Source organism: Pseudomonas sp. S1_G07 (assembly GCF_054668565.1).
This window is the reverse complement of record NZ_CP162778.1, coordinates 3292333-3318338: the sequence shown is the minus strand read 5'-3', so window position 1 is coordinate 3318338 and position 26006 is coordinate 3292333. Positions and strand designations below refer to the sequence as shown.

General features: G+C 61.9%; 26 protein-coding genes. 14 read left to right on the top strand and 12 right to left on the bottom strand.

Annotated elements, in window-relative coordinates; genetic code table 11:
- Nucleotides 1–3 precede the first annotated feature (3 nt).
- The 11 genes from AB4O05_RS15365 to hpaA form a co-directional block, all read right to left on the bottom strand.
- Nucleotides 4–321 carry an STAS domain-containing protein gene (locus tag AB4O05_RS15365; protein WP_460136765.1) on the bottom strand — a complete coding sequence of 106 codons (318 nt, stop codon included), beginning with the start codon at nucleotides 319–321 and terminating at the stop codon, nucleotides 4–6.
- Nucleotides 322–354: 33 nt separating this feature from the next.
- The gene (locus AB4O05_RS15360; protein ID WP_010563050.1) at nucleotides 355–723 is read right to left on the bottom strand and encodes a response regulator; all 369 of its coding nucleotides are present in this window, start codon (nucleotides 721–723) and stop codon (nucleotides 355–357) included.
- A gap of 13 nt (nucleotides 724–736) precedes the next feature.
- A complete protein-coding gene (locus AB4O05_RS15355) occupies nucleotides 737–1696 on the bottom strand; it encodes a methyl-accepting chemotaxis protein (protein ID WP_460164912.1) in 960 nt (319 codons plus the stop codon).
- Nucleotides 1697–2084: 388 nt separating this feature from the next.
- Nucleotides 2085–2714, bottom strand: coding sequence for a response regulator (locus tag AB4O05_RS15350; protein ID WP_460136767.1), 630 nt, complete (start codon nucleotides 2712–2714; stop codon nucleotides 2085–2087).
- Nucleotides 2714–5632: a sensor histidine kinase gene (locus tag AB4O05_RS15345; protein WP_460136768.1), complete on the bottom strand. Its 2919-nt coding sequence runs from the start codon at nucleotides 5630–5632 to the stop codon at nucleotides 2714–2716. Before AB4O05_RS15345 ends, AB4O05_RS15350 begins: the two co-directional genes overlap by 1 nt.
- Nucleotides 5633–6399: 767 nt before the next feature.
- Nucleotides 6400–7860, bottom strand: a complete 1461-nt coding sequence (locus AB4O05_RS15340) for an amidase (protein WP_460136769.1) — start codon at nucleotides 7858–7860, stop codon at nucleotides 6400–6402.
- A 16-nt stretch (nucleotides 7861–7876) separates the two neighbouring features.
- A complete protein-coding gene (locus AB4O05_RS15335) occupies nucleotides 7877–9109 on the bottom strand; it encodes an MFS transporter (RefSeq protein ID WP_460136770.1) in 1233 nt (410 codons plus the stop codon).
- Nucleotides 9110–9119: 10 nt separating this feature from the next.
- Nucleotides 9120–10052: a SphA family protein gene (locus AB4O05_RS15330; protein ID WP_460136771.1), complete on the bottom strand. Its 933-nt coding sequence runs from the start codon at nucleotides 10050–10052 to the stop codon at nucleotides 9120–9122.
- A gap of 68 nt (nucleotides 10053–10120) precedes the next feature.
- On the bottom strand, nucleotides 10121–11113 hold the full coding sequence (locus tag AB4O05_RS15325) for a helix-turn-helix domain-containing protein (protein WP_460136772.1): 993 nt from the start codon (nucleotides 11111–11113) through the stop codon (nucleotides 10121–10123).
- Between the two features lie 165 nt (nucleotides 11114–11278).
- The gene (hpaR, locus tag AB4O05_RS15320; RefSeq protein WP_460136773.1) at nucleotides 11279–11701 is read right to left on the bottom strand and encodes a homoprotocatechuate degradation operon regulator HpaR; all 423 of its coding nucleotides are present in this window, start codon (nucleotides 11699–11701) and stop codon (nucleotides 11279–11281) included.
- A gap of 172 nt (nucleotides 11702–11873) precedes the next feature.
- Nucleotides 11874–12779 (bottom strand): 4-hydroxyphenylacetate catabolism regulatory protein HpaA, encoded by a 906-nt coding sequence (gene hpaA / locus AB4O05_RS15315; RefSeq protein WP_460136774.1) that lies wholly within the window; start codon nucleotides 12777–12779, stop codon nucleotides 11874–11876.
- Between the two features lie 172 nt (nucleotides 12780–12951).
- Here hpaA and AB4O05_RS15310 point away from each other — a divergent pair, with 172 nt between their 5' ends.
- From AB4O05_RS15310 to hpaI, 8 genes are all read left to right on the top strand, one after another.
- Nucleotides 12952–13626, top strand: coding sequence for a fumarylacetoacetate hydrolase family protein (locus AB4O05_RS15310; RefSeq protein WP_460136775.1), 675 nt, complete (start codon nucleotides 12952–12954; stop codon nucleotides 13624–13626).
- On the top strand, nucleotides 13623–14393 hold the full coding sequence (locus AB4O05_RS15305) for a fumarylacetoacetate hydrolase family protein (RefSeq protein WP_460136776.1): 771 nt from the start codon (nucleotides 13623–13625) through the stop codon (nucleotides 14391–14393). Before AB4O05_RS15310 ends, AB4O05_RS15305 begins: the two co-directional genes overlap by 4 nt.
- A 5-nt stretch (nucleotides 14394–14398) precedes the next feature.
- The gene (gene hpaE, locus AB4O05_RS15300) at nucleotides 14399–15859 is read left to right on the top strand and encodes a 5-carboxymethyl-2-hydroxymuconate semialdehyde dehydrogenase (protein WP_460136777.1); all 1461 of its coding nucleotides are present in this window, start codon (nucleotides 14399–14401) and stop codon (nucleotides 15857–15859) included.
- Nucleotides 15860–15931: 72 nt separating this feature from the next.
- On the top strand, nucleotides 15932–16789 hold the full coding sequence (gene hpaD, locus AB4O05_RS15295; RefSeq protein WP_460136778.1) for a 3,4-dihydroxyphenylacetate 2,3-dioxygenase: 858 nt from the start codon (nucleotides 15932–15934) through the stop codon (nucleotides 16787–16789).
- Between the two features lie 93 nt (nucleotides 16790–16882).
- Nucleotides 16883–17275: a tautomerase family protein gene (locus tag AB4O05_RS15290; protein WP_460136779.1), complete on the top strand. Its 393-nt coding sequence runs from the start codon at nucleotides 16883–16885 to the stop codon at nucleotides 17273–17275.
- 51 nt (nucleotides 17276–17326) lie between these two features.
- Complete coding sequence (locus tag AB4O05_RS15285; RefSeq protein WP_460136780.1) at nucleotides 17327–18637, top strand: MFS transporter; 1311 nt, start codon at nucleotides 17327–17329, stop codon at nucleotides 18635–18637.
- A gap of 12 nt (nucleotides 18638–18649) precedes the next feature.
- Nucleotides 18650–19453: a 2-oxo-hept-4-ene-1,7-dioate hydratase gene (hpaH, locus tag AB4O05_RS15280; protein WP_460136781.1), complete on the top strand. Its 804-nt coding sequence runs from the start codon at nucleotides 18650–18652 to the stop codon at nucleotides 19451–19453.
- A gap of 15 nt (nucleotides 19454–19468) precedes the next feature.
- Nucleotides 19469–20272, top strand: coding sequence for a 4-hydroxy-2-oxoheptanedioate aldolase (gene hpaI, locus AB4O05_RS15275; protein ID WP_460136782.1), 804 nt, complete (start codon nucleotides 19469–19471; stop codon nucleotides 20270–20272).
- Nucleotides 20273–20406: 134 nt separating this feature from the next.
- On the opposite strand, the gene hpaR (AB4O05_RS15270) is transcribed toward hpaI, so the two are convergent.
- The gene (gene hpaR, locus AB4O05_RS15270) at nucleotides 20407–20829 is read right to left on the bottom strand and encodes a homoprotocatechuate degradation operon regulator HpaR (protein ID WP_460136783.1); all 423 of its coding nucleotides are present in this window, start codon (nucleotides 20827–20829) and stop codon (nucleotides 20407–20409) included.
- Between the two features lie 238 nt (nucleotides 20830–21067).
- Between hpaR (AB4O05_RS15270) and AB4O05_RS15265 the strand changes: the two genes are divergently transcribed.
- The 6 genes from AB4O05_RS15265 (at nucleotide 21068) to AB4O05_RS15240 (ending at nucleotide 25943) form a co-directional block, all read left to right on the top strand.
- Entirely contained in the window at nucleotides 21068–22366 is a 1299-nt protein-coding gene (locus AB4O05_RS15265) for an NAD(P)/FAD-dependent oxidoreductase (protein WP_460136784.1), read from the top strand.
- A gap of 31 nt (nucleotides 22367–22397) precedes the next feature.
- Nucleotides 22398–22763: a cupin domain-containing protein gene (locus AB4O05_RS15260; RefSeq protein WP_460136785.1), complete on the top strand. Its 366-nt coding sequence runs from the start codon at nucleotides 22398–22400 to the stop codon at nucleotides 22761–22763.
- A gap of 57 nt (nucleotides 22764–22820) precedes the next feature.
- A complete protein-coding gene (locus AB4O05_RS15255) occupies nucleotides 22821–23480 on the top strand; it encodes a response regulator transcription factor (RefSeq protein ID WP_460136786.1) in 660 nt (219 codons plus the stop codon).
- An 85-nt stretch (nucleotides 23481–23565) separates the two neighbouring features.
- On the top strand, nucleotides 23566–24387 hold the full coding sequence (locus AB4O05_RS15250) for a molybdenum cofactor biosynthesis F family protein (RefSeq protein WP_460136787.1): 822 nt from the start codon (nucleotides 23566–23568) through the stop codon (nucleotides 24385–24387).
- A complete protein-coding gene (locus AB4O05_RS15245; protein ID WP_460136788.1) occupies nucleotides 24380–25180 on the top strand; it encodes an SDR family NAD(P)-dependent oxidoreductase in 801 nt (266 codons plus the stop codon). Before AB4O05_RS15250 ends, AB4O05_RS15245 begins: the two co-directional genes overlap by 8 nt.
- Entirely contained in the window at nucleotides 25173–25943 is a 771-nt protein-coding gene (locus tag AB4O05_RS15240) for an SDR family oxidoreductase (RefSeq protein WP_460136789.1), read from the top strand. The genes AB4O05_RS15245 and AB4O05_RS15240 overlap by 8 nt, the downstream gene beginning before the upstream one ends.
- The last annotated feature ends 63 nt before the right edge of the window (nucleotides 25944–26006 follow it).

Genomic DNA, 26006 nt, shown 5'->3' with positions numbered 1-26006 from the left:
CGATCATGCTCCAGCCGACAGGGTGAAAGACGCATTGGTGAAGTAGTCGTCAAGGCCGCTGAGCCGTATGGCTTCCGTCACCGTGGGGCTGGGGTTGCTCAGCAACAGCTGCGTGCCCTCCTTGAGGGACTCGCGCTTGATGAGGATCAACAGTTGCAAACCGGCGCTGTCCAGTTCGTCGACGTTGGACAAGTCCAACTCAACCTCATGGGCCAGGGGAAACAACGACAACAACACCTCTTTTTGTTCAGTGGCCGTGTAGATCGTCAGGGGGCCTTCCATGACCTGGATTCGACGCAACATCGGAGCGGTGCTTTTCATGGAAACCTCCTGGCCAGCACTCGCTGGCTATTGCTATGGCAGGATCAACTTGGAGACGGCGGTCAGCATTTGCGCGGGCTGAAAGGGCTTGACCATCCACGCCTTGGCGCCGGAGGCCTGGCCCTGCTGCTTCATCGCATCACTGGCCTCGGTGGTGAGCATGATGACCGGCGTGAACTTGTAGGCCGGCAACAGCTTGGCCGCCTTGACGAAGCTGAGGCCGTCCATGTTGGGCATGTTCACATCACTGACAATCAGGTGGATTTTGCGGCCGTCCAGCTTGCTCAGGGCGTCTCGCCCATCACAGCCTTCGATCACGTCGTAACCCGCGCCCTTGAGCGTGATACTCACCACCTGGCGGATGGAGGCCGAGTCGTCGACGATCAGAATGGTCTTGCTCATCGGAAAAGCTCCTCTAGAAAAAGGTGATGTCGCTGGCGTCCGCCTTGGCGTGGGTCTTGCCGCCATGGATGGCGTGTTGCTCAGGCATGGTGTAGGCCGTTGAAAGTTCCCGCAGCCAACGCTCGCTGACCATCGGTGTGAGGGCCTGACCGCTGAGGCTCGCGTCATGGCGCTCGCTTAACTGTTGCTGCAGCTTGCCCAGGTCGCCGGTAACCAGCGTCAACATCTGGCTGACGCGGTCCTGAAACTGCAGGGCGACCAGCACCTGGGCAATCTCGTTGGCGACGTTTGCGTTCTGTTGCTGCAGGTCATGACTGTTGCGCACGAGGGTCTGGGCGGTACCGCGAAAATGCTCGATGACCTGCGAAACCACGCGCTCAGAATCCGCCAGGGTCAGGGTGTCTTGTTCGGCGTGGTGGCGGGACATGTTTACCGTGCGGGCAATGGCCGCGTTGACGGTGTTGACGGTTTCGCTGATCTTGAGCCCGGTCTCGCCGGACATGCTCGACAGCTTGCGGACCTCATCGGCCACCACGGCAAACCCTCGCCCTGCCTCACCGGCCCGCGCCGCTTCGATGGCGGCGTTCAGTGCCAGCAGGTTGGTTTGACTGGCAATGTCTCCGACAAACTTGGCCATCTGCTGGAGTTGCTCGGTAAACCCGGAGAGTTGCAGGACTTCCTTGAGTTCGGTCTCTTTGTTCGACAGCGCGGCACGCAGCGCCAGAACGATGGAGTTGAGGTCACGCTGGCCGACTTCCAGCAGGTCGATCAATTGCTGGGAAGCGTCTTGCCCGCCATGGCTGGACACACTGTGGCTGATGTCGGATGACAGCGTGCCAAAGCGTTCGCTGAGCTTGAGGATGGAGGTTTCGCTGATCTCACGAGCCGCTTCTATCTGCCTGGACCAGATGGGCACCACGCTGAGGCACACATCGGCCAAGCCGTTGTCGATGGCCAGCGTCGCCGGGGCCATCGCGGGATGATCAAGGAGCTGGTACCGGCGGTTCCAGTACGCCTGGTGGCGCCTGCCTGCCAGCCAGCCAAGGCCCGTGCACAGCCCAAACAACGCGCTCCCCGCCCCCACCGCCGCGGCACTGAACCCATGGCTGTAGGCAACCGCGACGCCCCCGAGCAGGCCGGCAACCATCACGGGAACCAGGGTCAAAGCGGCCGAAGGGGGTGGCGTCTGTTCATTCACGGTTTGTCTCCCGGTCAAAGCCTGTCGCGGCCGGCGGATCGGCAGCTGGATGGCTTGGGAGAAATAATGGCCCAATGATGGCATCGCAACCATCGGACCATCCCTATTCTGGGGTAGGGATACCGGGAAACCGGGTAGGAAAATCCCTACCCGAATATGCTGATCACGAAATGCCCAGGGTCATGGCGAAGCGAACAATGTCTGCGGTGGAAACAAACCCCATCTTTTCCATCAAGCGCGTCTTGTGGGTGCTGACGGTTTTGTTGCTGATCACCAACTGTTCGGCAATCTGGTTGACGCTCATGCCGTGCGCCAGCAGGCGCAGAATCTGGAACTCCCGATCAGACAGGCTTTCGACGTAGGTGTGTTGCTTCAAACCACTGCTTTGCAGGGCAATCTGCTCAGCCAGGCCCGGGTCCAGGTAACGTTGCCCGCTGACCACTCGGCGCATGGCGGCCAGCAAGGTCTCGGGGTCGCGGTCTTTGGTGAGGTACCCGAGTGCCCCGGCACGTAATGCGCGTTGGGCGATATGAACCTCGTTGTGCATGCTCAACACCAGGATCGGCAGGTTCGGGTACTGGGTATGCAATCGGGCAATCAAGATCTCGCCACTGATACCCGGCATGTTCATGTCCAGCAGCAGCAGGTCGATCTCGACCTGGCGCAGCAGTTCGATCAGTTGCGTTCCACTTTCGGCTTCGGCCACCACCTGCACGTCGGGAACCAGGGTAAACAGTTGCTTGAGCCCTTCGCGCATGATGGTGTGGTCGTCGGCAATCAGCATGCGAATCATCAATACGTATCCTTGTGCATCGGAATAAACGCCTGAACCGTGGTGCCCTGGCCGGGATGGCTGAAAATAATGACTTTGCCGCCCAACATCAGGCCGCGCTCGCGCATGCCCGCCAGCCCCAGGGTCTGGCGCGGCAGTGCATCCGGATCGAAGCCCTTGCCGTTGTCCTGAACCTCCAACAACCAATGGGTGTCCTGCGGGGTCAGGGTAACGCTGACCTGCGTCGCTTCGGCGTAGCGCGCAATGTTGGTCAGCGATTCCTGCACGATGCGAAACGCGGCGGTAATGTGAGTATCGGGCAGCGTCAGGGGAATCGAAGGCAGGTGCAGCGCACAGGGCACCCGGGTCAAGGTGACGAATTCGCTGGTCAGCCATTCAAGCCCCGAAACCAGCCCCAGGTTCAATGCGGACGGTCGCAGGCTGGTGGACACATTACGCACCACCTGGATGGTCTTGTCGGTCAGCGCCATCAGGTGTTCAACCTGAGGCGCGAGTTCCGGCGTGGTGGCGCCGAACTGAAACCTCAACAACGAGATGCCCATGCGCAGTGCGGTGAGGTGCTGGCCCAATTCGTCGTGGATTTCCCTGGCGATCAGTTTTCGCTCCTCTTCCCGTGCCGTTTCCCGGCGGGTCGACAGATCACGCAGCTGTGCATTGGAATTGGCCAGGCGCCGCTCGGCCGCGCGCAGCTTGGAAATATCGCGCCCCACCGCCAACACACTGACCACCCGCTGGCCGTCGAGCTCGGGGACAAAGTGAATCAGCACCACCTTGGGCGCAGCCTTCAAACCTGTGAGTCGGAATTCTTGTTCGGTGGCCTTGTTTTCATGAATCACTTGGGCCACCAATTCGCGGAACAGCTGCGATTGGTGATTCAGCGGCGCCACCGTATCCAGGGACACACCCACCAGCTCCGGCCACGCTTCGCCGACCCAGCTTCTCAACCGCGTATTGACGTAGAGCACTTCGCCTTGGGCGCTCAAGCGAGCAACCGCGTCCGGGCTGTTTTCCACCAGTGTGTTGATGTCGTGCTGGCGCTCCAGCTCTTTCTGCCGGGCCCGGTGCAGCAAGGTGGTGTCACGGCTGATCACCAGTATCCGTGAGCCCGCACGCCCCGAGTCGGCCACCGGCACCAGGGTGAAGTGCAGGTGGCGCATCTCGTGACGCAACATCATGCCCTGATCGGACTCGACCACGCGTCCGGCGACCCGGCACTGCTCGCAAAGCGCCTGGATTTTTTGCGCGTTCGACCGGCCGAATATCGACGCCAGTGGCGCACCGATGACCTCGACATGCGGTTTGCCCAGCACGCGTAACAACGCCGGGTTGGCCTCGACGCATTGCAAGTCGCCGGCCTGGGTCTCCTCCAACAGGCACAGCATGTCCAGGGTATGGTCAAAAATATCGCGGTAACGGCGCTCGCGCTCGCGCAGTAACGACTCCGATTGCCAGCGTTCAATCGCAATCGCGGCAATGTGACAGGTCTGGCGTACGGGCTGAATTTCGCTCTCGTCCGGTGCGGAGTCGCAGGACCGGGACAATTCAAAAGCCCCCAGGACGTGGCCTTGTTTGTCCACGATCGGTTCGGACCAGCAGGCACCTGGGTTGTTGGCCAGCCGCGAGGCAAATGCCTTGTACGTCGTCGGTGCGATGTTGAACGGCTCTACCAGATGAACGGCGCAGGACCGATGGGGCAAGGCCAATTGCAGATAACCCACGAGTAACGCCAGCGTTTCCTCCAGGGAGGCGCCCGTGGCCATTTTTTCGAAGATGCCCAGACGTGCATCTTCCAGCACTTGTTGCTTGCGCAGCTCGGTAATGTCATGGGCCAACGAAAGCACGCCGACCACCTCGCCGGCGTTGCTGCGCTCGGCCATCAGACTGACCGCACAACTCACATACCCGGGAGCGCCCGCGACGGTCCAGCTTTCTACAAACTGCGCCGTCTCCCCCGTCGCCACAACACGGCGCAGTTGGGCCAGGTAGTCACCCACCTGCTCATCCGGCCTGGCACCTATCGCTTCGTCATAAGTCTTGCCGGTCAACAGCAGGTAGGCCGGGTTGACGTAGGTGCGTAACAGGTCGCGGTCATAACGGACAATGATGTTGGGGGAGTTTTCCGCCAGGGTGAGGAACTTGAGCTCGCTGCCCATCAAGGTTTCGCGCAGCTGCCAATTTTCGGTGATGTCTTCCAACTGAGAAACAAAACACACCGGTTGCCCTTGATCGTCACGCACCAGGCCGACGGTCAGGCGCACCCACACGACGCGGCCATCGCGGTGGATATAGCGTTTGTGCAACGTCACGCCAGGCTTTGCACCGCGCTTGAGTTCTTCGATCAGTTGTTTGCCGACCTCAAGGTCGTCGGGGTGGGTCAGTGCCATGAACGTGGTGCATTGCAACTGCGCCTCGCTGTAGCCAAGCAACGTGCAAATGACACCATTGGCCCTTAGCCAACGGCCATCGAGAGACACCAGCGCCAAGCCCGTGCCGGAAGAATCGAAAATCGACCTGAGCGGAATCTCCGGGTACCTTTCGGCAGCCGGCGCGGGTGCCGAGGGTTCCTGATGAGCAAGCACCTCGACAATGAAATAATCGTCGCGCCACAGCGTCAGGGAGATATTCAACACGCATGACACGCCGCTCGTCACCACGCAGACCGCGCGAGTGCCTGCGGCCGCCTTCTGCTGCGCGGCGTAAAACAGCCCGTGGTCCTCAGGCCGCAGCAGCGAGACAAACTCACGGCTCGCGGCGGGAGAAACCTTATGTTGAATGTGCAGATGTGTGAACGCGGGATTGCCCATCACCACGCGAGCCGCTCGATCAAGCACGACCACCGCACCTGACAGGCAGTCGAGCACGCTCTCGAGGGTGCGCAACATGTCGTCGTCAGCCACTTCCTGTGCTTCGCGAATCATCCCGCCTGGTACCTCAGATTGGAAAAGCAATAAAGCAGGGCTTCAAGAACCACGTAACCGGCCTGGCAACCCTTGGGGCGAACTCTAGCTCAACATCACCATAAGAACAGGTGGTGCCTCCCGCTGTAAATCGACCTTCAGCCGTCGCAGGCACTATTGAGTGCATGGTATGACGAGTTTAAGCCAATAAAAAAATCGAACCCCCCTCAAAACATTGACGCAGGTCAATATTCCAGCAGAACGCCATGCGACCCAAGCTCAGATCCCCTGTAGGCGCTGGCTTGCCTGCGATGGTCATGGGTATCTACACAACGTTGTAGCAGCCAACGCTAACCACGATGCGAAGCGAGCCGCTCTTGATCTTGCTTTTGATCTTGATCTCAGGCGCCCCGTTAAACCACGCTGGCCGCAATTCGATATTGATTTGGGGGGTAAACCGGCAGGGACGCCGGTTTAGCCGCCCCGCGCCATGGATGGCGCGTGGCGGCGGCCCCCCAAATCAATGTCGGATTACGGGCACACCGAGCCTGGGCGAGGTGCCGAGTGGTGGGGCGAAGCGTTTTTGGTTACTTTTGGCGCTCTTCCAAAAGTGACCCGCTGTAAGAGCGGAACCAATAGCCGCCGTTACCGCAGCAACGGATATGTACTCGGCCTGATTTAACAAAATACTCGCCTGACACACCGCCATCGCGGCCAAGTCGAGTCGTCGCACCGCCGCTCCTACAATTGATCTTCGTTGCGTTCGCTTGACTGATCGGCATTTGCGCTCACCCGGCGTTGTGCAGACAGCAGGCGTTGACCGGCGGTATCCGGCCCCGCCAGGGCTGCGCCCGCTCCAACTGTGCGGCCAGGGCGAACAGGGTGCTTTCCTCGCCAAAACGAGCGGCGAAGTGCGCGCCCATCGGCAAGCCTGCGGCGCTCCAGTACAGCGGCACCGACATTGCCGGCTGCCCGCTGGCGTTGAACAGCGCTGTGAACGGCGAGTAGCTGTGAAAACGTTCGATCAGCTCATCCAGGCTCAGGCGGTCATCCTGCAGGTCCAGCTCACCGATCGGTACCGGTTCGCGGGCCAATGTCGGCGTGAGAATCAGGTCGTAATCCTGCATGAACACCGCCAATTGACGCCCCATGGCATGAATCCACTCCACCGCCCCCGCGTACTGCGCGCCGCTGACGTCGCCTTTGCCGCGCAAAATGATGCGGGTGCGGGCTTCCAGCTCCTCTGGCCGTACCACACTACCGCGCATCTGCCCCAGCATGTCGACGTAGTGACGAGTGCTGGCGCCGATGATGGTGAAGACCTGGTCAAGGAACGCCGGCAGCGCCACCGGCAAGTTGACCGGTTCAACGTGGTGGCCCAGGGATTGGCACAGGCTGGCGGCCTGGCGCACGGACTCCACCGCCTCGCGGGAAGTCGGCCAGGGCCCGAATTGCTCAACCAGGCCAATGCGCAGCGGCCGGGGGTCGCGCTGCAACACCGAGACATACGGCTGCACCTGCAGCGGCGCGGCATACGGCGCCCCCAGGTCCATGCCTGCCGTGGCATCCAGCAGCGCGGCGCTGTCGCGTACCGTCAGGGTAATGGCATGGGGGGTTCCCATCCCCGCCCACCCTTCGCCGATCATCGGCCCGGAAGGCAGCAAACCGCGACTGGGCTTGAAGCCGAATACCCCACAACAAGACGCCGGCACGCGCAACGAACCGCCGCCATCGTTGCCGTGGGCGAACGGTACGACGCGCGCTGCCACCAGGGCGGCGGCACCGCCGCTGGAACCACCTGCGCTGTGGGCGATGTTCCAGGGATTGCGCGTGGCGCCGAAGCGGGTGGACTCGGTGGAGTACGAGGTGCCGAACTCAGGTGAGGTACTGGTGCCGAGAATCACGCAACCGGCACTGCGCATACGGGTCACGATTTCTGACTCAACGTCGGCGCGCGCCCCTCCCAGCGCGTGGGACCCATTGGTCATCGCCGCGCCGTTGACCGGTGAGAACAGGTCCTTGATCAAGGTCGGTACCCCGGCAAACACCCCATCACCGGGCCGCGTTGTGCGTGCAGCCTCACGTGCCGCATCGTACAGGCGCTCGGCCACGGCGTTGAGTTGCGGTTCGACCAACTCGATGCGATCAATGACCGCCTCCAGCAGCTCGCCGGGTTGTATCTCGCCGCGCCGCAGCCATTCGGCCAATCCCGTGGCGTCTTCGGTGTCCAGCAGGTTGTGGATGTCCATGTGCATGTCCTCTTGATTACGAATGACTTGAGCCCAGTGTTCGGGTGACCGCCTTGCGCCGCGCTTGCAGGCCGGCCAGCGCCCAGACCAGGGCAGAGGCCACACTGGCGAATGCCAGCCACTGGATCGACAGGCGCAGCTCGCCCGAGTAGGCACCCAGCAGTGCCACCACCAGCGGGCTGACAAATTGGCCGAAGTACAGGCAGGCGGTGAACCCGCCCAGGCCGCGCCCGCGGGTCCTGGCACTCAAGGCATTCATCACCGGTGCCATCGCGTTGGGCACCAGCAGCCCGGCGCCCAGGCCGTGAATCAGTACTGCCAGCAATACCGCGTTGTAGCTTTTCCCGTGCATCAGCAGCCACAGCCCCACCCCCAGCAACGTCAGGAGCAACGCATTGCAACCGGCGATACCGATGCGGCGACGCAGCAGCGGCCAGGCCAGGGAACCACCGAGGGTCGCCAGCAGGCTCAACCCCGCCGACAGCCCGATCATCGTGCTCGACGTCACACCCAGGCCGACCAGCAGAATCGGCGTCTGGATCGGTACGACAAACGTCAGGACCATACCGCTGAGAATCAGCAGGTAGCCGACCACCACGGGCAGGATCGCCACCCGGCCTTCTTCAGGCATGTCGATGGGTTGTCGAGTGGCTGCGGGCTCCCACAGCACTTTCATCATCACCGGCACCAGCAACAACGGCAGCAGGTACAGCAGGAACGGCTGGCGCCAGGAGTGTTCGCCCAGCGCCCCGCCCACCACGAAGAACAGCGCCCCCACCAGGCCGATGGTCACCACTTGCCGATTGACGTAGCGCATGCGCTCCTCGCCGTGCCAATAGTCGGCGATCAGCGCAGCGCAGCAGGTCATGACCGCGGCTTCGGCGCACCCGAACAACAAGCGTATACCCACGATGGTCGGCAAGTGATCGAGCACCGCCGGCAGCGCGCCGAGCACGGCATACAAGAGAGTGGCGATGATCAGCAGGGTCTTGCGCCCTACCCGATCGGCCAACCACCCGGCCAGCGGCGCGCACAATGCGATCGCCAGTGCCGGCCCGGTGACCACCAGCGGCACCAGCAAGTCGGTGCGCGACTCCAGCGGGCCAAACTCGGCGCCAAGCTTGGGCAGCACCGGCGCCACCATGACCGCGCCCATGATGGTCAGGCTACTGCCGAGCATCAGCACCAGCCCTTCGCGGCGCCCGGAGGCTTGTCGAGGTGATGCGCAATCAGAACGTAATGGGTTCATGGCCAGCCCCTTAGAAACTTTGAGAAATACGCAGCGCCACGGTGTAACCCTCGGCACGGTTGACCGCACCGGTTTCCTTGTAGGCATGCAGCCAGAAAGCCGGCAGACCGGGCGTGACGTAACTCACCGCCGGCCCGACGGCCAGCACCCGCGCGCGATTGCCCGACTGCAGCCCTGGCGCATCGTCGTCGCTGAATTGCCGGTAGTAGTAACCGCCCAGGCCGACAGTCCACGCGCCCACATGCTGGCCCACGGCAAATTCGTGGCGGTACTCGACACCGTTTTTGTAGTCGGTCGCGGGGTTGCGGGTGTTGACGTCGACTTCAAAGCTGGAAGACACCTCGAAGCCACTGTCGGTGATGTACGTGGCGTTGACGATCGGCGAGAACGTCCAGTGGTTGAGCCCCGGAGAAACCAGACGGTTCTTGTCGTAGTCCCCGGTGGGCATCTGGATCTGCAACTGCGTGTTGATAAACAGATTCGGCGACAACGTCCATTGCAGGATCACCGGCAGAAACTGCACGTCGGCCAATCGAAACGGATCGGCCTCCAGGCTCAGCGGGCCGGCCGGTGTCGGCACCTTGATCGAAGCGTCCATCTTGAAAAACGGCACCACCGCGCCAAAGCCGTATTGAGCACCCAACACCGTGTGATCGGTCATGTGCATATACGCGGCCGCAATGGACAACACATCCAGGGACAGGTGGTTGTCCACCGAACGCCCGTGGCGATCTTTCTGCACATTGGCCGAGTAAAACCCCGTTCGCAGCCCAAGCGTTCCGAAAGGCGTGGCCGGTGGCATCATTCCCGCGCCGAAGTCATACACCCCGACCGCCGTGGTTGGCGCGCCGTTCTCGGTGGCCTGGGCGCTGGCGCAGCAGCCGAGCAGCCCCAGGGTGAACAGCGTCATGCGTGCGGCGTTTGCTTTATTGTTGTCGATCATCGAATGCCCCTCCCATCCAGTGGTGTGGGCCATCCTATTGAGCAGTGCCGTGGGCGGGTTATCCGTTTTCAGCAGAGTTGAGTGCGACGCAGGGTCTGTGAAGGGCTTTCGCCAAACAGGGTGCGGTAATCGCCCGAAAATCGGCTCAAATGCCAGAACCCCCAACGCGCCGCCACTTCCTGTACGCCCTGAGACTGCGTGCTGGTACGTAGTTCACGACGCACTGCATTGAGGCGCAATGCACGCAAATACGCCACCGGGTTGATCCCCAGGGTTTCCTGGAAACAGTACTGGAGTTTGCGCCGGCTGGCGCCGATGTGGTTGCACAGGTCGAGGATCGACAACGGTTCGTCAAGGTGGCTAAGCGCATATTCGCGGGCGCGGTCGACCATCCTTTTACGCGCGGTGGGGTTGAGGGGCGGCGCTTGATCCGGCGCAATCAGTTCCAGCACGTGCACCATCACCGTGTCGCGTATGCCGCGGCGGATCGAGTCGTGCCCGAGCAGTGCATCACGCCCCTGGTCGCAACCCGCCAGCTCTTCGAACAGGACCGCGAGTTCATGTTGCACAGGTGAGTCGCCCAAGCGGTAACACTTGGGAAGATCGGTAATTCGAAAAGCGCTGCCCTGGCGCTCCAGCACATGTTCCAGCACGCGCTCGTCAACCGCCACACTGAGCAAATCAAGGTGCTGAGGGGTGTGCAGTTCAGGCAGGTTGTTCCCGTGGGCGACCAACAGGCTGGGCTCGTGAATCGGATGCCCCGCGCAGTACACCGGGCCTTGCGCACTCAACGGCAAGCTGAAAGTGATTGCGCCGTCCCAGGCCGCTCCGCTCTTGATCATGGCTTGATTAGAGCGGTCGCGGGCCAGTTGCATCCAGTCCGAACGGAACGCGATCAGCTCGCCCTCAAAGGCGCCCGGCGATAACTGATCGTAGCGAACCTGCCAGCCCTGCATGTTCCGCGCGTGCTCATCGATGTCGCTCGTCAGGAAACGCTGCAGGGACGACGTCGACCGAGCCGGCTTGGAAACCGCAGGCATCAGATCATTATTGTTATTCATTGACCCGACCTTTTTCAGTTGCAAGGCTTACAGGTCACCTACAAGGCAAGTTCCATTCCGAACTCAGGACAGGTCGCACATCTGTGCCGAAAACGGATAGTGGGAGGGCGACCGCATGTTGTCATGCGGGCAAACACGTTCATCTATTAATGAATTTTTTACGCTTCAAGGCTTTATATTTTTCAGCTCGTTGAGCAGGCTCAGCAGTTGTTGCATTTTTTCCGCGCCAAACTGCTCTTCGATCTTGCGGTAGTTGCTTTCCATGCCGTCACTCATCGACACGAAACACTGCTGGCCGCGCTCGGTGAGGCCGACGAACACCCGTCGCTGGTCCTGGCTGGACTTTTGCCGACGCACCAGGCCATCGCGCTCCAGGCGGCTCAACACGCCGGTCATGCTCGGCTTCAGAATGCACGCCTGCTGGGCAAGTTGATGGCTTTCCAATTCGCCCTGCTGGCGCAGGATGCGAATCACCCGCCACTGCTGCTCGGTCAGTTCATGCTTGTTCAGGGCCGGCCGGAAAAACGCCATGGCGGCTTCACGGGCTTGCAACAGGATCAGGGTCAGCGAAGGTCTGGGGTCGGCCATATCGGCACCACTTGGATGAACGAGTCGGCAGCTTAGTGTCGCCGCCCGGCGCACGCAAGCCTGTGAAAAGTACAACCGGTTCCGCGTAAAAGCCATTTTGTCGAAGCGCCGCGCTGGTCATGCTGGTCCCTGCACGATCAACAGAACCAAGGCGCAACGGCCCATGCCTGGCTCAACGCAAACCCAATTGCCGCTGGCGATACTCCCCCGGAGTGAGCTGTGCGTAGCGCTGGAAAAACCGACTGAAATAGGCCGGGTCCTTGAACCCCAGCTGGTAGCAGATTTCGTTGGCGGAGCTGCCGGTGAACAACAGCAGGCGTTTGGCCTCCTGCATCAGGCGTTCCAGGATCAGGCGCTTGGACGGCAGGTCGGCGATGCGTCGGCACACATCGTTGAGTCGCGCCTCGGTCACGCCGATACCTTGCGCATACCGCGACAATGGCCAGTGTTGCAGGTAATGCGCTTCGATCAGCTCGTTGAAACGGTGGAAAATCTTCAAGTCTTCGTGCCGCGCAGGCGTGGCTTTCAACGAATGCGAGCACAGGCGCAACAGGCTGACCATGATCAAGCGCGTCAAACTGTCCAGGGCGGCGCCATGGCCTGGGCGACGAGCGTCCACTTCCTCGCTCAACTCATCGAACAAAAAATCCAGCCGGCGTATTTCACTCGCGTTATGCGGCCCCAGATGCGCCAGCGCGACACACGCCGCCGGCAATTGCGCACCGGCCGGCGCCAGGCTGGGGTCGGTCTCGATCAGTTGCCAGACCAGTTGCTGGCGCACCGTCAACACATGCCCATCACTGTCGGCTTCGGTGACGAAGGAATGCGGCACGGTGGGCGGTGTGAGGAAGAACATCGGCCCGGACTCGACGTACTGCTGGTCGTCCAGGTACACGCGCACCGTGCCGCTTTTGACGTAGTGCACCTGGAAGAACCGGTCATGCCGGTGCACCGGCATGTTGCGCCCGAAGAAACCCGCCAGATTGGCCAGCCGGTCGTAGTGCACCTGCGCGTCGCTGTAGCGCTGGTCGTACACCTGGCCAATGTTGATATTCGGAATGGGTTGACGGTCAGTCATCGCACGCTGCTCGTTTTTATTGTGATTGCCGTGATGCTCATCCTGCACCGAATCGTGCTGCGCAACCACCGTGAAGAAAGTGTGCCACGCTTGACGTTAGTTAACATCTTAATTATAACTGTTAACACATTAACAAAAATCGGAGCCGCCCATGGCTCTGCCAGGAGAAAGCATGAGCCGTGCCTTGCATGACGTCGCGACCGGCACTCTGTTCGGTGTCGCACTGAACTACCAGGGGCTGCTCAAACAGCGCCTTGCCGAATTCGAGCAGCCGCCGTATCAAAAGCCGCCGGTCAAACCGGTGCTGTTTATCAAGACGCCCAACACGCGCAATCAGCACGGCGCCGTGGTTGTGCACCCAGGCCAGGGCGAACGCTTGCAACCCGGGCCGGCCCTGGGCGTGGTGATGGGCAAGAACGCCAGCCGCGTGAGCGCGGCCGAAGCCCTCGATTACGTGGCCGGCTACACCATTGTCAATGAATTCAGCTTGCCGGAAGACAGCTACTACCGCCCGGCCGTCAAAGCAAAATGTCGCGACGGTTTCTGTGCAATCGGACCGGAGTTGGTCCCACCCGCGCAGATCACCGACCCGCATAGCCTTGCCATCACGCTGTACGTCAACGGCGAGATTCGTCAACAAAACAACACGGCCAACCTCGTTCGTGACATTCCACGACTGATTGCCGAAATCAGCGAGTTCATGACGTTGCATGCGGGTGATGTACTGATCACGGGAACTCCTGAAGGCCGCGTCGACGTGGCCCCCGGCGACCGTGTCGAAGTTGAAATCAGCGGCCTGGGCCGCCTCGTCAATCACATCGTGGCCCAGCAACAGGAGCTTCCATGAAACATGCACGTGTTCGCTTCGAAGGCGAAACCCACGCCGTCACCGTTGAAGACAATAATCAGGTGCGCCTGGCTGATGGCCGTCAATTGGCCGAGCAGCAAGTGGAATGGCTGCCACCGGCGACCGGCAACATGTTCGCCCTGGGTTTGAACTATGCCGACCACGCCGCCGAACTGGCGTTCAAGCCGCCGACCGAGCCGCTGGCGTTCATCAAATCCCCCGGGACTTACACCGGCCACAATCAGGTGACCTGGCGCCCGGACAACATCGCCTACATGCACTACGAGTGCGAACTGGTGGCCGTCATCGGCAAACCGGCGCGCAACGTCAAGCGTGAAAACGCCCTGGACTACCTGGCCGGCTACACGGTGTGCAACGACTACGCCATTCGTGACTACCTGGAAAACTACTACCGGCCCAACCTGCGCGTAAAAAACCGCGACGCCACCACGCCGGTCGGCCCGTGGATCGTCGATGTGGCCGATGTGCCCGACCCGAGCAACCTGACGCTGCGCACCTGGATCAACGGTGAACTGCGCCAGGAGGGCAGCACCAAGGACATGATTTTCGACATCCCCTACCTGATCGAATACCTGTCCAGCTTCATGACCTTGCAGCCCGGCGACATGATCGCCACCGGCACGCCCGAAGGCCTGGCCGACGTAGTGCCCGGTGATGAGGTGATTGTGGAAGTCCAAGGCGTAGGCCGCCTGGTGAATCGAATTGTCAGCGAAGCGGAATTCTTCTCCGCCCGGAAAGAGGCTTGAGTAGCATGATCAAACACTGGATCAACGGCCGCGAGGTCGAAAGCAAAGACGTGTTCGTCAACTACAACCCGGCTACCGGTGAAGCCATCGGTGAAGTGGCCAGCGGTGGTGCCGAGGAAGTGGCGCAGGCCGTGGCGGCCGCCAAGGAAGCATTCCCGAAATGGGCGGCGACCCCCGCCAAGGAGCGCGCCAAGCTGATGCGCAAGCTCGGCGAGTTGATCGAACAGAACGTCCCGCGCCTGGCCGAACTGGAAACCCTCGACACCGGCCTGCCGATTCACCAGACCAAAAACGTATTGATCCCACGCGCCTCGCACAACTTCGACTTCTTCGCCGAAGTCTGCACGCGCATGGACGGGCATAGTTACCCGGTCGATGACCAGATGCTCAACTACACGCTGTATCAACCCGTGGGCGTGTGCGCGCTGGTCTCGCCATGGAACGTGCCGTTCATGACCGCCACCTGGAAGACCGCGCCATGCCTGGCGCTGGGCAATACCGCCGTGCTGAAGATGTCCGAGCTGTCGCCACTGACCGCCAACGAACTGGGGCGTCTGGCCGTCGAAGCCGGCATCCCCAACGGCGTGTTGAACGTGATCCAGGGTTACGGCGCCACCGCCGGCGACGCGCTGGTGCGCCACCCGGACGTGCGCGCGATTTCCTTCACCGGCGGCACCGCCACCGGCAAGAAGATCATGCAGACCGCCGGCCTGAAAAAGTACTCCATGGAACTGGGCGGCAAGTCGCCGGTGCTGATCTTCGAAGACGCCGACCTGGAGCGAGCCCTCGACGCGGCGCTGTTCACCATCTTCTCGCTCAACGGCGAACGCTGCACCGCCGGCAGCCGGATCTTTATCCAGGAAAGCGTTTACCCGCAGTTCGTCGCTGAGTTTGCCGCACGCGCCAAACGCCTGATTGTCGGCGACCCGCAAGACCCGAAGACCCAGGTCGGCTCGATGATCACCCAAGCCCACTACGACAAGGTCACCGGCTACATCAAGATCGGCCTCGAAGAAGGCGCCACCCTCCTCGCCGGTGGCCTGGAGCGCCCGGCCAACCTGGCGGCGCACTTGAGCAAAGGCCAGTTCATCCAGCCGACGGTATTCGCCGACGTGAACAACAAGATGCGCATCGCCCAGGAAGAAATCTTTGGTCCGGTGGTGTGCCTGATCCCGTTCAAGGACGAGGTCGAAGCCCTGCAACTGGCCAACGACACCGAATACGGGCTGGCGTCCTACATCTGGACCCAGGACATCGGCAAGGCGCATCGTCTGGCCTATGGCATCGAAGCCGGCATGGTATTCATCAACAGCCAGAACGTGCGCGACCTGCGCCAGCCGTTCGGCGGGGTGAAAGGTTCCGGCACCGGTCGTGAAGGCGGCCAATACAGCTTCGAGGTGTTCGCCGAGATCAAGAACGTGTGCATATCGATGGGCAGTCATCACATTCCACGCTGGGGCGTCTGACCTGTGTGAAGGCGCTTGCTCGCTCATCACCGAAAGCCGCTGAGACAAAAATAATTAATCAGGAGAATCATCATGGGCGAAGTCGTCCTGGCTGCGAAAATCTGCCACGTCCCCTCGATGTATTTGTCGGAGCTGCCCGGCAAACACCATGGCTGCCGTGAGGCGGCGATTGCCGGCCACAAGGAAATCGGCCGGCGTGCCCGCGAACTGGGCGCCGATACCGCTGTGGTGTTCGATGTGCACTGGCTGGTCAACAGCGCCTATCACGTCAACGGCGGCGAGCACTTCAAAGGCATCTACACCAGCAACGAGTTGCCGCACTTCATCAAGAACATGGAGTACGAATATCCGGGCTGCCCGGAGCTGGGCGAACTGATCGCAGCCGAAGCCAATGCCGCCGACGTGCGCACCCTGGCCCACAATATTCCGAGCCTGGAGCTGGAATACGGAACCTTAGTGCCGATGCGCTATATGCACATGGGCATTCCGGAGGATCAGAAATTCAACGTCGTTTCGATCGCCGCTTGGTGTGCATGGCATCGCCTGCAAGACAGCTTCACCTTTGGCGCCGCCGTGCGCCGCGCCATCGAAAAGAGCGACCGCAAAGTCGTGGTGCTGGCCTCGGGGTCGCTGTCGCACCGTTTCTCGGACGATCGCAACGCCGAAGCCAATATCCATAACTGGACGCGCGAGTTCGACAAACAGGTCGACCTGCATGTGGTGGAACTGTGGCGCCAAGGCCGCTGGAAAGAGTTCTGCGCCATGCTCCCCGACTACGCCGAGCACTGCTTTGGCGAAGGCAAGATGCACGACACCGCCATGCTCCTGGGTTTGCTCGGTGGGCCGGACTACACCAAGCCCGCCGAGATCATCACCGAACCCTTCGGCAGCTCGGGCACCGGGCAGATCAACGCCATTTTCCCTGTTTGAATGAGAGCAGCGGCAAGCTACAAGCTACAAGCCGATCACGCTCACTTGCCGCTTGAAGCTTGCCGCTAAAAGCTACCGACGCAGGAGGTTCCCATGCCCCACTTCATTGCTGAGTACACCGACAACATCGAACAGCAGGCGGACCTGCCCGGCCTGTTCGAAAAAGTCCACGCCACCCTGGGCGACAGCGGCGTGTTCCCGCTGGGCGGCATCCGCAGCCGCGGCGTGCGCCTGGACACCTGGCGCATGGCCGACGGAAAACATGACTACGCCTTCGTGCACATGACGCTCAAGGTCGGCTACGGCCGCGACCTGGCGACACGGCAGACCGTCGCCGAACGCCTGTTCGACGTCATCACCGCGCACTTCGCCGAACTGCAAGCCCAACGCCTGCTGGCCTTGTCGTTTGAAATGGTCGAACTGCACGAGCAGCTCAATTTCAAGCAGAACAATGTGCACGCCTTCCTCAAGGCACAGGTGAGTTAACCCGCTCCGCCCGTTCGTTCCATCGGCCTCTCAGACAAAAAGTATAAAACCATGAGCACAGCCAATACTGCCGACACACCTGCCGCTGCCGCCGTCACCCGCGACCGCACCCACGGCACCATCACCTGGCGGCTGATGCCGCTGTTATTGATCTGCTACCTGTTCGCGCACCTCGACCGCATCAACATCGGCTTCGCCAAGATGCAGATGAGCGCCGACCTGAACTTCAGCGACACCGTCTATGGTTTCGGCGCCGGCCTGTTCTTCGTCGCCTACGCACTGTTCGGCGTGCCGAGCAACATGGCCCTGGACCGTGTCGGCCCGCGGCGCTGGATCGCTACGCTGATGGTGGTGTGGGGCGCACTGTCGACCTGCATGTTTCTGGTCGACAGCGCGACGGGTTTCTATGTGCTGCGTTTTTTGCTCGGGGTTGCCGAGGCGGGTTTCTTTCCCGGCATCCTGGTGTTCCTGAACCGCTGGTACCCGGCCAGGCGGCGTGCACAAATCACGGCCTTGTTTGCGATTGCAGTGCCCATGGCCGGTGTGATCGGCGGACCGCTATCCGGTGGCATCCTTGAGCACTTTCATGACCTGGGCGGCCTGCGCGGTTGGCAGTGGATGTTCGTAATCGAGGGCGCGCCGGTCATCCTGCTCGGGCTGGTGGTACTCAAATGCCTGCCGGACAGTTTCGAGACAGTGACGTGGCTGACGCCGCTGCAGAAGCAGCAGTTGCGCGAACAACTGCACACCGAAGAACAGCGCAAATCCATCACTTCGTTGTCCGCCATTGTGCGTAACCGGCAAGTGTGGCTGCTGGTGGCGGTGTATTTCGCGGTGATGCTGGCGGTCAACACCCTGGCGTTCTGGATGCCGACGCTGATCCACGGCGCCGGGGTCGGCAGCGACGGCAAGGTCGGCTTGCTCAGTGCGGTGCCATACCTGGCCGGGTGCTTTTTCATGATCGGCTGCGGGCGCTCGTCCGATCGGCACCGCGAACGCCGCTGGCACCTGTGCGTGCCGTTGCTGATGTCGGCTGGCGGCATTGCCATCGCCGGGCTTGCTCCCGCCAACCCGATCCTGGTGCTGGGCGGCCTGATCGTCGCCGGCATGGGCGCCAGCGCGGCATTGCCGATGTTCTGGCAACTGCCGCCGGCGTTCCTCTCCAACCACACCCAGGCCGCCGGCATTGCCTTGATCAGTTCCTTCGGCAGCATCGCTTCGTTCTTCGCGCCCTACCTGATCGGCTGGGTGCGCGACACCACCCACAGCGCCAGCCTGGCCCTCTATGCCCTGGCATTGCTCATTGCACTCGGTGGCGTGCTGGTGCTGCGCACCCAGGCGGCCATCGTCAACCCTCACTAAGAGACCCTTGCCATGCTCGATCAACAGCTCATCCAACAAGCCGCCACGCGCCTCGACCAGGCCGAACGCTCACGGGAACAGGTGCGCCAGTTTTCCCTGGACCATCCTGAGATCACCATCGACGACGCCTATGCCATCCAACGCGCGTGGGTCGCCCAGAAAATCAAGGACGGGCGCAAGCTGGTCGGCCACAAGATCGGCCTGACCTCACGCGCCATGCAAGTGTCCTCCAACATCACCGAGCCGGATTACGGTGCGCTGCTCGATGACATGTTCTTCGACGAAGGCACCGACATCCCCTTCGAGCGCTTTATCGTGCCGCGCGTCGAGGTCGAATTGGCGTTCATCCTGGGCAAGCCCTTGAAAGGCCCGAATGTGACCGTGTTCGACGTGCTGGACGCCACCGAATGGGTGATCCCGGCGCTGGAGATCATCGATGCGCGCATCCAGCAGGTCGACCCGCACACCAAAGCGACCCGCAAGGTGTTCGACACCATCTCCGACAACGCGGCCAATGCCGGCGTGGTGATGGGCGGGCGCGCCGTACGCCCCACCGAGATCGACCTGCGTAAGGTGCCCGCCGTGCTGTACCGCAATGGCGTGATCGAAGAATCCGGCGTGTCGGCCGCCGTGCTCAACCACCCGGCCAAGGGCGTGGCCTGGCTCGCCAATAAACTGGCCGCCTATGACGTCACCCTGCAACCCGGGCAGATCATCCTGGGTGGTTCTTTCACCCGCCCGGTGACGGCCAGCCCCGGCGATACCTTCCATGTCGACTACGACATGCTCGGGTCGATTGCCTGTCGTTTTGTGTAAGTGGAGGACTGCCCGATGGAGATGCCTGTGAACACCTTCAAACAGCGCCTGCGCAGCGGTGAAGCCCAGATCGGCCTGTGGCTGGGACTGGCCGATGCCTACTGCGCGGAACTGGCCGCCAACGCCGGATTCGATTGGCTGCTGATCGACGGCGAACATGCGCCCAATGACCTGCGCGGCATGCTCGGCCAACTCCAGGCCGTGGCGCCCTACCCCAGCCATCCGGTGATTCGCCCGGTCATCGGCGACACGGCCTTGATCAAGCAAGTGCTCGACATCGGCGCGCAGACGTTGCTGGTGCCCATGGTCGAGAGCGCCGCGCAGGCGCAGGCGCTGGTGAGCGCCATCCACTACCCGCCCAAGGGCGTGCGCGGCGTCGGCAGTGCGCTGGCCAGGGCGTCGCGCTGGAACAGCATCGCCGGTTATCTCGACCAGGCCGATGAACAGATGTGCCTGCTGGTGCAGATCGAAAACCGTGAAGGCCTGGCCAACCTGGACGCCATCGCGGCCGTGGAAGGTGTCGATGGGGTGTTTATCGGGCCGGCCGACCTGAGCGCCTCGATGGGCCATCGCGGCAATCCGGGGCACCCCGAGGTGCAGGCGGCGATTGAACACGCCATCGCACGCATCCGCCAAGCCGGCAAGGCCGCCGGCATTCTCAGCGCCGACCAGGCGTTAGCGCGGCGTTACATCGAATTGGGTGCAGCGTTCGTGGCGGTGGGCGTGGACACCACGGTGCTGATGCGTGGGCTGCAAAGCCTGGCGGCAGCGTTCAAGGGTTCAGCAGCGCCCGCCAGCGCGGCGGGTGCGATCTATTGAGGGCTAGCCCACTGCTTGCGGATGTATAGAGATCAAAAATGCGGGAGCCCCCACGCGCAGCAAACTGGGACCTCTGTGGCGAGCGGGCGGTGCGACGATTCGACAAGCCCGCTCGCCACAGAAACAGCCTCGACTCAGCGCTTCAGCGTTTTCAACTCATTCAGCAAACCCAATAACGTCTGCAGCTTCTCCTCACCAAAGCCCGCCTGCAAACGCTGATAATTGGCTTCCATGCTCTGGCTCATCGAAGCGAAACAGGCCTGCCCCTTCTCAGCCAGCCGCACCAGCACACGCCGTTGATCCTGGTGCGCCTTGCGCCGCTCCACCATCCCCGCTGCCTCCATGCGCACCAGCACCCCGGTCATGCTCGGCTTGAGGATGCAGGCCAACTCAGCCAGGCGATTGATCTCCAGCTCTTCATGCTGGCTCAGGATCCGAATGACCCGCCATTGCTGCTCGGTCAACCCATGCTGGTTCAGTGAAGGACGAAAAAACCCCATGGCGGCTTCCCGCGCATGGAGCAAACTGAGGGTCAAGGATGGGCGTAATTGAGGCATAAAAGTCGGCATCGCGTTTAGTTAATAGATTAACAACATTCTAGCATCGGCACCTGTTCCCCGTGTGCAGCTTTACCGCTACGCAGGCTTCATGGCTGGGAGTGGCAGCCATGGTCAAGCGCGGCGTCAGACAGAATCAAGACACCTACCGCTCGGAAGGCACCTAATAGCAGCCAACAGGCACAGAGCACCAACCCGGCTCTGCAGTGAGTTCCCCTTCACCTTTCCAGGCTGCGCCATGATCAATATCGAAACGCCTACCTACTATTCGGCAACCAAGAAATACAACCTCAGCTTCCCGACTCTCGAACAGGACGTGGACGCCGACGTGGTGGTGATTGGTGGCGGTTTCTCCGGCATCAACACTGCACTGGAACTGGCGGAAAAAGGCATCACCAACATCGTGGTGCTCGAAGCGCGTTACCTGGGCTTCGGTGGCACGGGCCGCAACGGTGGGCAAATCATGGCGGGCATTGGTCATGACCTGGAGAAAATCAAGCAACAAGTCGGCGACGAAGGCCTGCGCCAGATCTTTGAAATCAGCGAGTTGGGCGCCGGCATCATCAAGGACCGCATCGCCAAATACTCCATCGACGCCGACTTCTGCCACGGCTACGGCTACATGGGCTTCAACGCCCGCCAGGAAAAAACCTTGCGGGCCTGGGAGAAAGACTTCAAGTCGATCAACACCAGGGACGAAATTCGCTTTATGGCGGGGTCCGAGGTCAAACAGATCATTGGCTCCGACGCCTACAGCAGCGCGTTGCTGCACATGGGCGGCGGCCATGTGCACTCACTCAACCTGCTGCTGGGCGAAGCCAAGGCGCTGGCCGGGCATGGGGTGCGCATCTTCGAGCACAGCCCGGCTCTGGAAGTCAGTTATGGTGAGCGCATCACCGTGCGCACCGGCCGTGGCTCGGTCAAGGCCGCCAAGTTGCTGTGGGCCTGTGACAGCTTCCTCAACAAGCTTGAACCCGAGTTGCACAAGACCACCGTCAACACCTACGCTTTCCAGTTGATGACCGAACCGCTGTCGGACGAGATGATTAACCGCATCAGCCCGATACGCGGCGCCTACAGCGATATCCGCCCGGTGATCGACTACTACCGCGTCACCAACGAAAACCGCCTGCTGTTCGGTGCCGCCACGCCTTTCGTCGAGCACATCCCGCTGGACCTCAAGGCCTGGAACCGCAACCTGATGCTGAAGATTTTCCCGTATCTCAAGGACGTGAAGATCGACCTGGCCTGGGGCGGGCCGATGGCGACCGGCGCCAACCTGTTTCCGCAGATCGGCACGCTCAGCGGTCACCCCAACGCCTTTTACGTGCAGGGCTACGCCGGCTTCGGTGTCACGCCCAGCCATATCATTTGCAAGGTCCTGGCCGAGGGCATGAGCGAAGGCTCTTCACGCTATGACCTGATCAGCTCGGTCAAGCACGCGCAGATCCTCGGCAAGGACCATATCCGCCCGCTGCTGCTCACCGCCGGCAAAAGTCTTCATCAACTGTCAGGCTACTTCAACGGTCGCCGTTGATTCCCACCCTATCAATCACAGGAGAACCGCCATGCCCGTAACGACGCTCAAGAAAGCTATCCAACTGTCGGACCTCGACGCCTGGGGCACCGTTGCCGACCTCGGCTCCGAGATCCTCGAAGGCGAGGTCAAGGCCTTCGGCAAGATGACCTTCGGCGCACCGACCGACCCGGTCAGCAGTGCCTATTTCGGCACCACCCAGGGTAAATTCCGCATGGTCTACCCGTTCGCCGAACAGGCCACCGTGGTCACCGGCGAAGTGGTGCTGACCGACGAAAGCACCGGCCTGAGCACCCGCTACAAGGCCGGCGACAGCTGGTTCGTGACCAAAGGCACGCCGGTGCTGTGGGACGTGGTCAGTGAGAGCTTCGTGAAGCACTATTTTGCGGTAGTCTGATCGTTCCTGGCTGCCGGCTCGTGCCGGCAGCGTTTTTCCTGGCGCAGGTAACCGACCATGCATGCCATCCCCGCTCAGGAAGTCGCCGGCCACTGCCTGCAGGCTTTCACCCAACTCGTACCCGCCAGCCAGGCGGCGTTCTATTGCGTCGACCGCAACCTGCAAGCCCGCGACTTCAGGTTGCAGGGCATGAGCGGTGAGATGCACCGCGATTACCTGGACAACTACCGCCAATTCGACCCTTTGCAACCGCGCAACTGCCTGTCCACCGGGCTGGCCGTGGTGCCGCTGGGGTTGGCCATGGCCAGGCAGCCACTGCGTGACAGCCGCCGCTACCGGGACTTCCTGGCGCGCTACGGGGTGGTCGATGTGGTGGAGATCGTCGCCCATCGCGCCGACCAGCCCCAGGCCGCCATCTCGTTACTGCGCACGGCTGAACAAGGGGTGTTCACCCTCGACCAGTTGGCCCAGCTGAATGCCTTGCAGGCGTTACTGCAAATGGCGGTGGCCAACATGCAGCCCACTGACGACGGGTTGGCCGGGCTCACCCCCAAGGAGCGCCAGATCGCCTGGCTGCTTCGCCAGGGTGCGAGCAACAAGCAATTGGCCCAGGAGCTGGACGTCGGCCTGCCCACCATCAAGACCCATCTGATTCATCTGTTTCGCAAGGCAGGCGTCAGCAGCCGCACCGAACTGGTGTCTGCGCTGTTTCTTTAAGCGGGGTCAACCATTCGGTTGATAGGCGCGCGCCCTTCCCCGCCGCATGCTCCGGGTTGTCAACTCAACCCACTGGAGCCATGCAATGACCAACCCATCCGACTGGATCACCGTAGGCGCCCTTGCCGACGGTTTTGCCCCTGAAGCCTTTATCCTGCCCAACCTGGCAGACCTCAACGGCAAGACCTTTACGCTGCACTTCGCCAACGGCTGGCAGATCGAACACCGCTTTGAAAGCGATGCGCTGCACTGGAACGCCGCCGATGGTCACTCCAGCGGTTGCGCCACCTACCGCGCCACCTCGGTACGTCCGGGCCTGTACCTGGTCGATTTCATCAAGCACGAAGCCGGGCAAGCCTGGTCGATCAGCCTGGTGCTGGATACCGCCACGTCGTCGTTCACCGCCGTGATCGGCAGCATGCCGAGCCGCGAGAACACCGAAGAAGGTCTCTACAGCCGCGCCCTGGCCGGCAAGGCCCTGACCTCGGTTGAAGTGGAGTTTCTACATGGCAGCCTGAATCAACCCTGGCAGGCCGGCCAGTGCCCGCACGCGCCGACCCAGGAACTGACCGGGTTGCGCAACCTGTATCGCTACAGCCCCAGCGAAGTCTACGAGCACATCTACCTCAACGATCAGTTCTACTCCTGGCAGTGCCTCAAGGGGGTCGAACAGGGCCTGTGCGATACCGACCGCTGCCATTACTACAAGATTGCCGACCAGCTGTACCTGTTCGTCTGGCGCGAAAAGATCATCCCGACCCTCGGCCTGGTGCTGATCGACCTGCAACAGCATCGCAGCGACGGCAAGATCTTCGGCTATGCCGGTTCGTCCTTCGATGAGTTGTCGAACTTTCCGGTCAGTTCCTACTGCCAGGTCCTCAATCATACGGAGTATCCCGATGCCTGATCCCCGCACCGTGGTCATCACCGGTGCCGGCACCGGCATCGGTGCCGCCTGCGCGCGGCTGTATGCCGCCGAGGGGGCCAACCTGGTGCTGATCGGCCGGCGTCGCGAGCCACTGGAGCAGATCGCCGCGCAAACCGGTGGCCTGGTGCTGGTCGGCGACGCGGCCTGCCCCGACACCTGGGACCGTTTTGTTGCACAGATTCGCGCGCGCTACGGCCGACTCGATGTGCTGCTGGCCTGTGCCGGCGGGCATGGCGTGGGCAGCGCCAGCCAAACCAGCCCGTCCACTTGGCAAGCGGCGTTGCGCAGCAACCTGGACAGTGCGTTCTACAGCGCCCGCGCCTGCCTGCCGCTGCTGATCGAGAGCACCGGCTGCATCGTGCTGTTGGGCTCCATTGCCTCGTTGGCCGCCGGGCCCGAAGTGTGCGGCTACACCACCGCCAAGCACGCGCTGCTCGGGCTTAACCGCTCCCTGGCGCGGGACTACGGGCCGCGCGGTGTGCGGGTGAATGCGGTGTGTCCGGGCTGGGTCACTACGCCGATGGCCGACGAGGAGATGCAGCCCCTGATGCGCTTCCACGGCGATACGCTGCAGCAGGCCTATGCCCGCGTGTGCGCCGACGTACCGTTGCGACGTCCCGCCAGCGCTGAAGAAATCGCCAAGGTCTGCCGCTTCCTGGCAGGCCCCGACGCCTCGATCATCACCGGTGCAAGCCTGGTCGCCGACGGCGGTTCGAGCATCGTCGACGTGCCGACCCTGGCCTACGCCCATATGGAGCAAGCGCATGTCTGAAGACCTCGATTTCAGCGGCAAAAGCGTGCTGGTCACCGGGGGCGCGCAAGGTATCGGCCGGGCCATCGTCGAAGCGTTTGCGCTGCGCGGGGCGCGTGTGATGATCGTTGACCTGCGCAGGGCGCAAGCCCAGGCGTTGGCCGACGAATTGGATGGGCGTGGGTGCCGGGTCGAGGCCATCGAACTCGATCTGGCCGATGCGGCGGCGGTCTTTGACGGGATCAAGGGCATAGAGCGAGACTGGGGGCGCCTGGATATCCTGGTGCACAACGCCGGCTATTTTCCGTTGACTGCATTCGAGCAGATCACCCCGGCCGTGCTGGAGCGCACGCTGGCAGTCAACCTCTCGGCGCTGTTCTGGCTGACCCAGGCCGCTTTGCCGATGTTTCAGCGCCAAGGGGGCGGTTGTGTGCTGGTCACCTCATCGGTCACCGGGCCCCGCGTCGCTTATCCGGGGCTCAGTCATTACGCCGCGTCAAAGGCCGGGGTCAACGGGTTCATCCGCAGTGCCGCGCTGGAACTGGCCGGCGACCGGGTAAGGGTCAACGGTGTGGAACCGGGGATGATCGCCACCCCGGCCATGGGCAACCTGGGTGATGATCAAGTCAATGACGACATCGCCAGCCGCGTGCCACTGGGACGGCTCGGCGCGCCGGAGGATATTGCCGGGGCCATGCTGTTTCTGGCATCTGACCTGGCGGCTTACATCACCGGGCAGACCATCGTGGTGGATGGCGGCTCGACGCTGCCTGAGGTGAAATAACCTCTGTCGAGCTGTAAACCGGGATCAAAGGTGGGAGGGCAAGCCCCTCCCACCTTTTGAGTG

What these genes read in the sequence shown, in the direction of transcription:
- AB4O05_RS15365 (WP_460136765.1), bottom strand. Translation starts at nt 321, where the DNA reads ATGAAAAGCACCGCTCCGATGTTGCGTCGAATCCAGGTCATGGAAGGC.
- AB4O05_RS15360 (WP_010563050.1), bottom strand. Translation starts at nt 723, where the DNA reads ATGAGCAAGACCATTCTGATCGTCGACGACTCGGCCTCCATCCGCCAG.
- AB4O05_RS15355 (WP_460164912.1), bottom strand. Translation starts at nt 1,696, where the DNA reads ATGGCCCCGGCGACGCTGGCCATCGACAACGGCTTGGCCGATGTGTGC.
- AB4O05_RS15350 (WP_460136767.1), bottom strand. Translation starts at nt 2,714, where the DNA reads ATGATTCGCATGCTGATTGCCGACGACCACACCATCATGCGCGAAGGG.
- AB4O05_RS15345 (WP_460136768.1), bottom strand. Translation starts at nt 5,632, where the DNA reads ATGATTCGCGAAGCACAGGAAGTGGCTGACGACGACATGTTGCGCACC.
- AB4O05_RS15340 (WP_460136769.1), bottom strand. Translation starts at nt 7,860, where the DNA reads ATGGACATCCACAACCTGCTGGACACCGAAGACGCCACGGGATTGGCC.
- AB4O05_RS15335 (WP_460136770.1), bottom strand. Translation starts at nt 9,109, where the DNA reads ATGAACCCATTACGTTCTGATTGCGCATCACCTCGACAAGCCTCCGGG.
- AB4O05_RS15330 (WP_460136771.1), bottom strand. Translation starts at nt 10,052, where the DNA reads ATGATCGACAACAATAAAGCAAACGCCGCACGCATGACGCTGTTCACC.
- AB4O05_RS15325 (WP_460136772.1), bottom strand. Translation starts at nt 11,113, where the DNA reads ATGAATAACAATAATGATCTGATGCCTGCGGTTTCCAAGCCGGCTCGG.
- hpaR (WP_460136773.1), bottom strand. Translation starts at nt 11,701, where the DNA reads ATGGCCGACCCCAGACCTTCGCTGACCCTGATCCTGTTGCAAGCCCGT.
- hpaA (WP_460136774.1), bottom strand. Translation starts at nt 12,779, where the DNA reads ATGACTGACCGTCAACCCATTCCGAATATCAACATTGGCCAGGTGTAC.
- AB4O05_RS15310 (WP_460136775.1), top strand. Translation starts at nt 12,952, where the DNA reads ATGAGCCGTGCCTTGCATGACGTCGCGACCGGCACTCTGTTCGGTGTC.
- AB4O05_RS15305 (WP_460136776.1), top strand. Translation starts at nt 13,623, where the DNA reads ATGAAACATGCACGTGTTCGCTTCGAAGGCGAAACCCACGCCGTCACC.
- hpaE (WP_460136777.1), top strand. Translation starts at nt 14,399, where the DNA reads ATGATCAAACACTGGATCAACGGCCGCGAGGTCGAAAGCAAAGACGTG.
- hpaD (WP_460136778.1), top strand. Translation starts at nt 15,932, where the DNA reads ATGGGCGAAGTCGTCCTGGCTGCGAAAATCTGCCACGTCCCCTCGATG.
- AB4O05_RS15290 (WP_460136779.1), top strand. Translation starts at nt 16,883, where the DNA reads ATGCCCCACTTCATTGCTGAGTACACCGACAACATCGAACAGCAGGCG.
- AB4O05_RS15285 (WP_460136780.1), top strand. Translation starts at nt 17,327, where the DNA reads ATGAGCACAGCCAATACTGCCGACACACCTGCCGCTGCCGCCGTCACC.
- hpaH (WP_460136781.1), top strand. Translation starts at nt 18,650, where the DNA reads ATGCTCGATCAACAGCTCATCCAACAAGCCGCCACGCGCCTCGACCAG.
- hpaI (WP_460136782.1), top strand. Translation starts at nt 19,469, where the DNA reads ATGGAGATGCCTGTGAACACCTTCAAACAGCGCCTGCGCAGCGGTGAA.
- hpaR (WP_460136783.1), bottom strand. Translation starts at nt 20,829, where the DNA reads ATGCCTCAATTACGCCCATCCTTGACCCTCAGTTTGCTCCATGCGCGG.
- AB4O05_RS15265 (WP_460136784.1), top strand. Translation starts at nt 21,068, where the DNA reads ATGATCAATATCGAAACGCCTACCTACTATTCGGCAACCAAGAAATAC.
- AB4O05_RS15260 (WP_460136785.1), top strand. Translation starts at nt 22,398, where the DNA reads ATGCCCGTAACGACGCTCAAGAAAGCTATCCAACTGTCGGACCTCGAC.
- AB4O05_RS15255 (WP_460136786.1), top strand. Translation starts at nt 22,821, where the DNA reads ATGCATGCCATCCCCGCTCAGGAAGTCGCCGGCCACTGCCTGCAGGCT.
- AB4O05_RS15250 (WP_460136787.1), top strand. Translation starts at nt 23,566, where the DNA reads ATGACCAACCCATCCGACTGGATCACCGTAGGCGCCCTTGCCGACGGT.
- AB4O05_RS15245 (WP_460136788.1), top strand. Translation starts at nt 24,380, where the DNA reads ATGCCTGATCCCCGCACCGTGGTCATCACCGGTGCCGGCACCGGCATC.
- AB4O05_RS15240 (WP_460136789.1), top strand. Translation starts at nt 25,173, where the DNA reads ATGTCTGAAGACCTCGATTTCAGCGGCAAAAGCGTGCTGGTCACCGGG.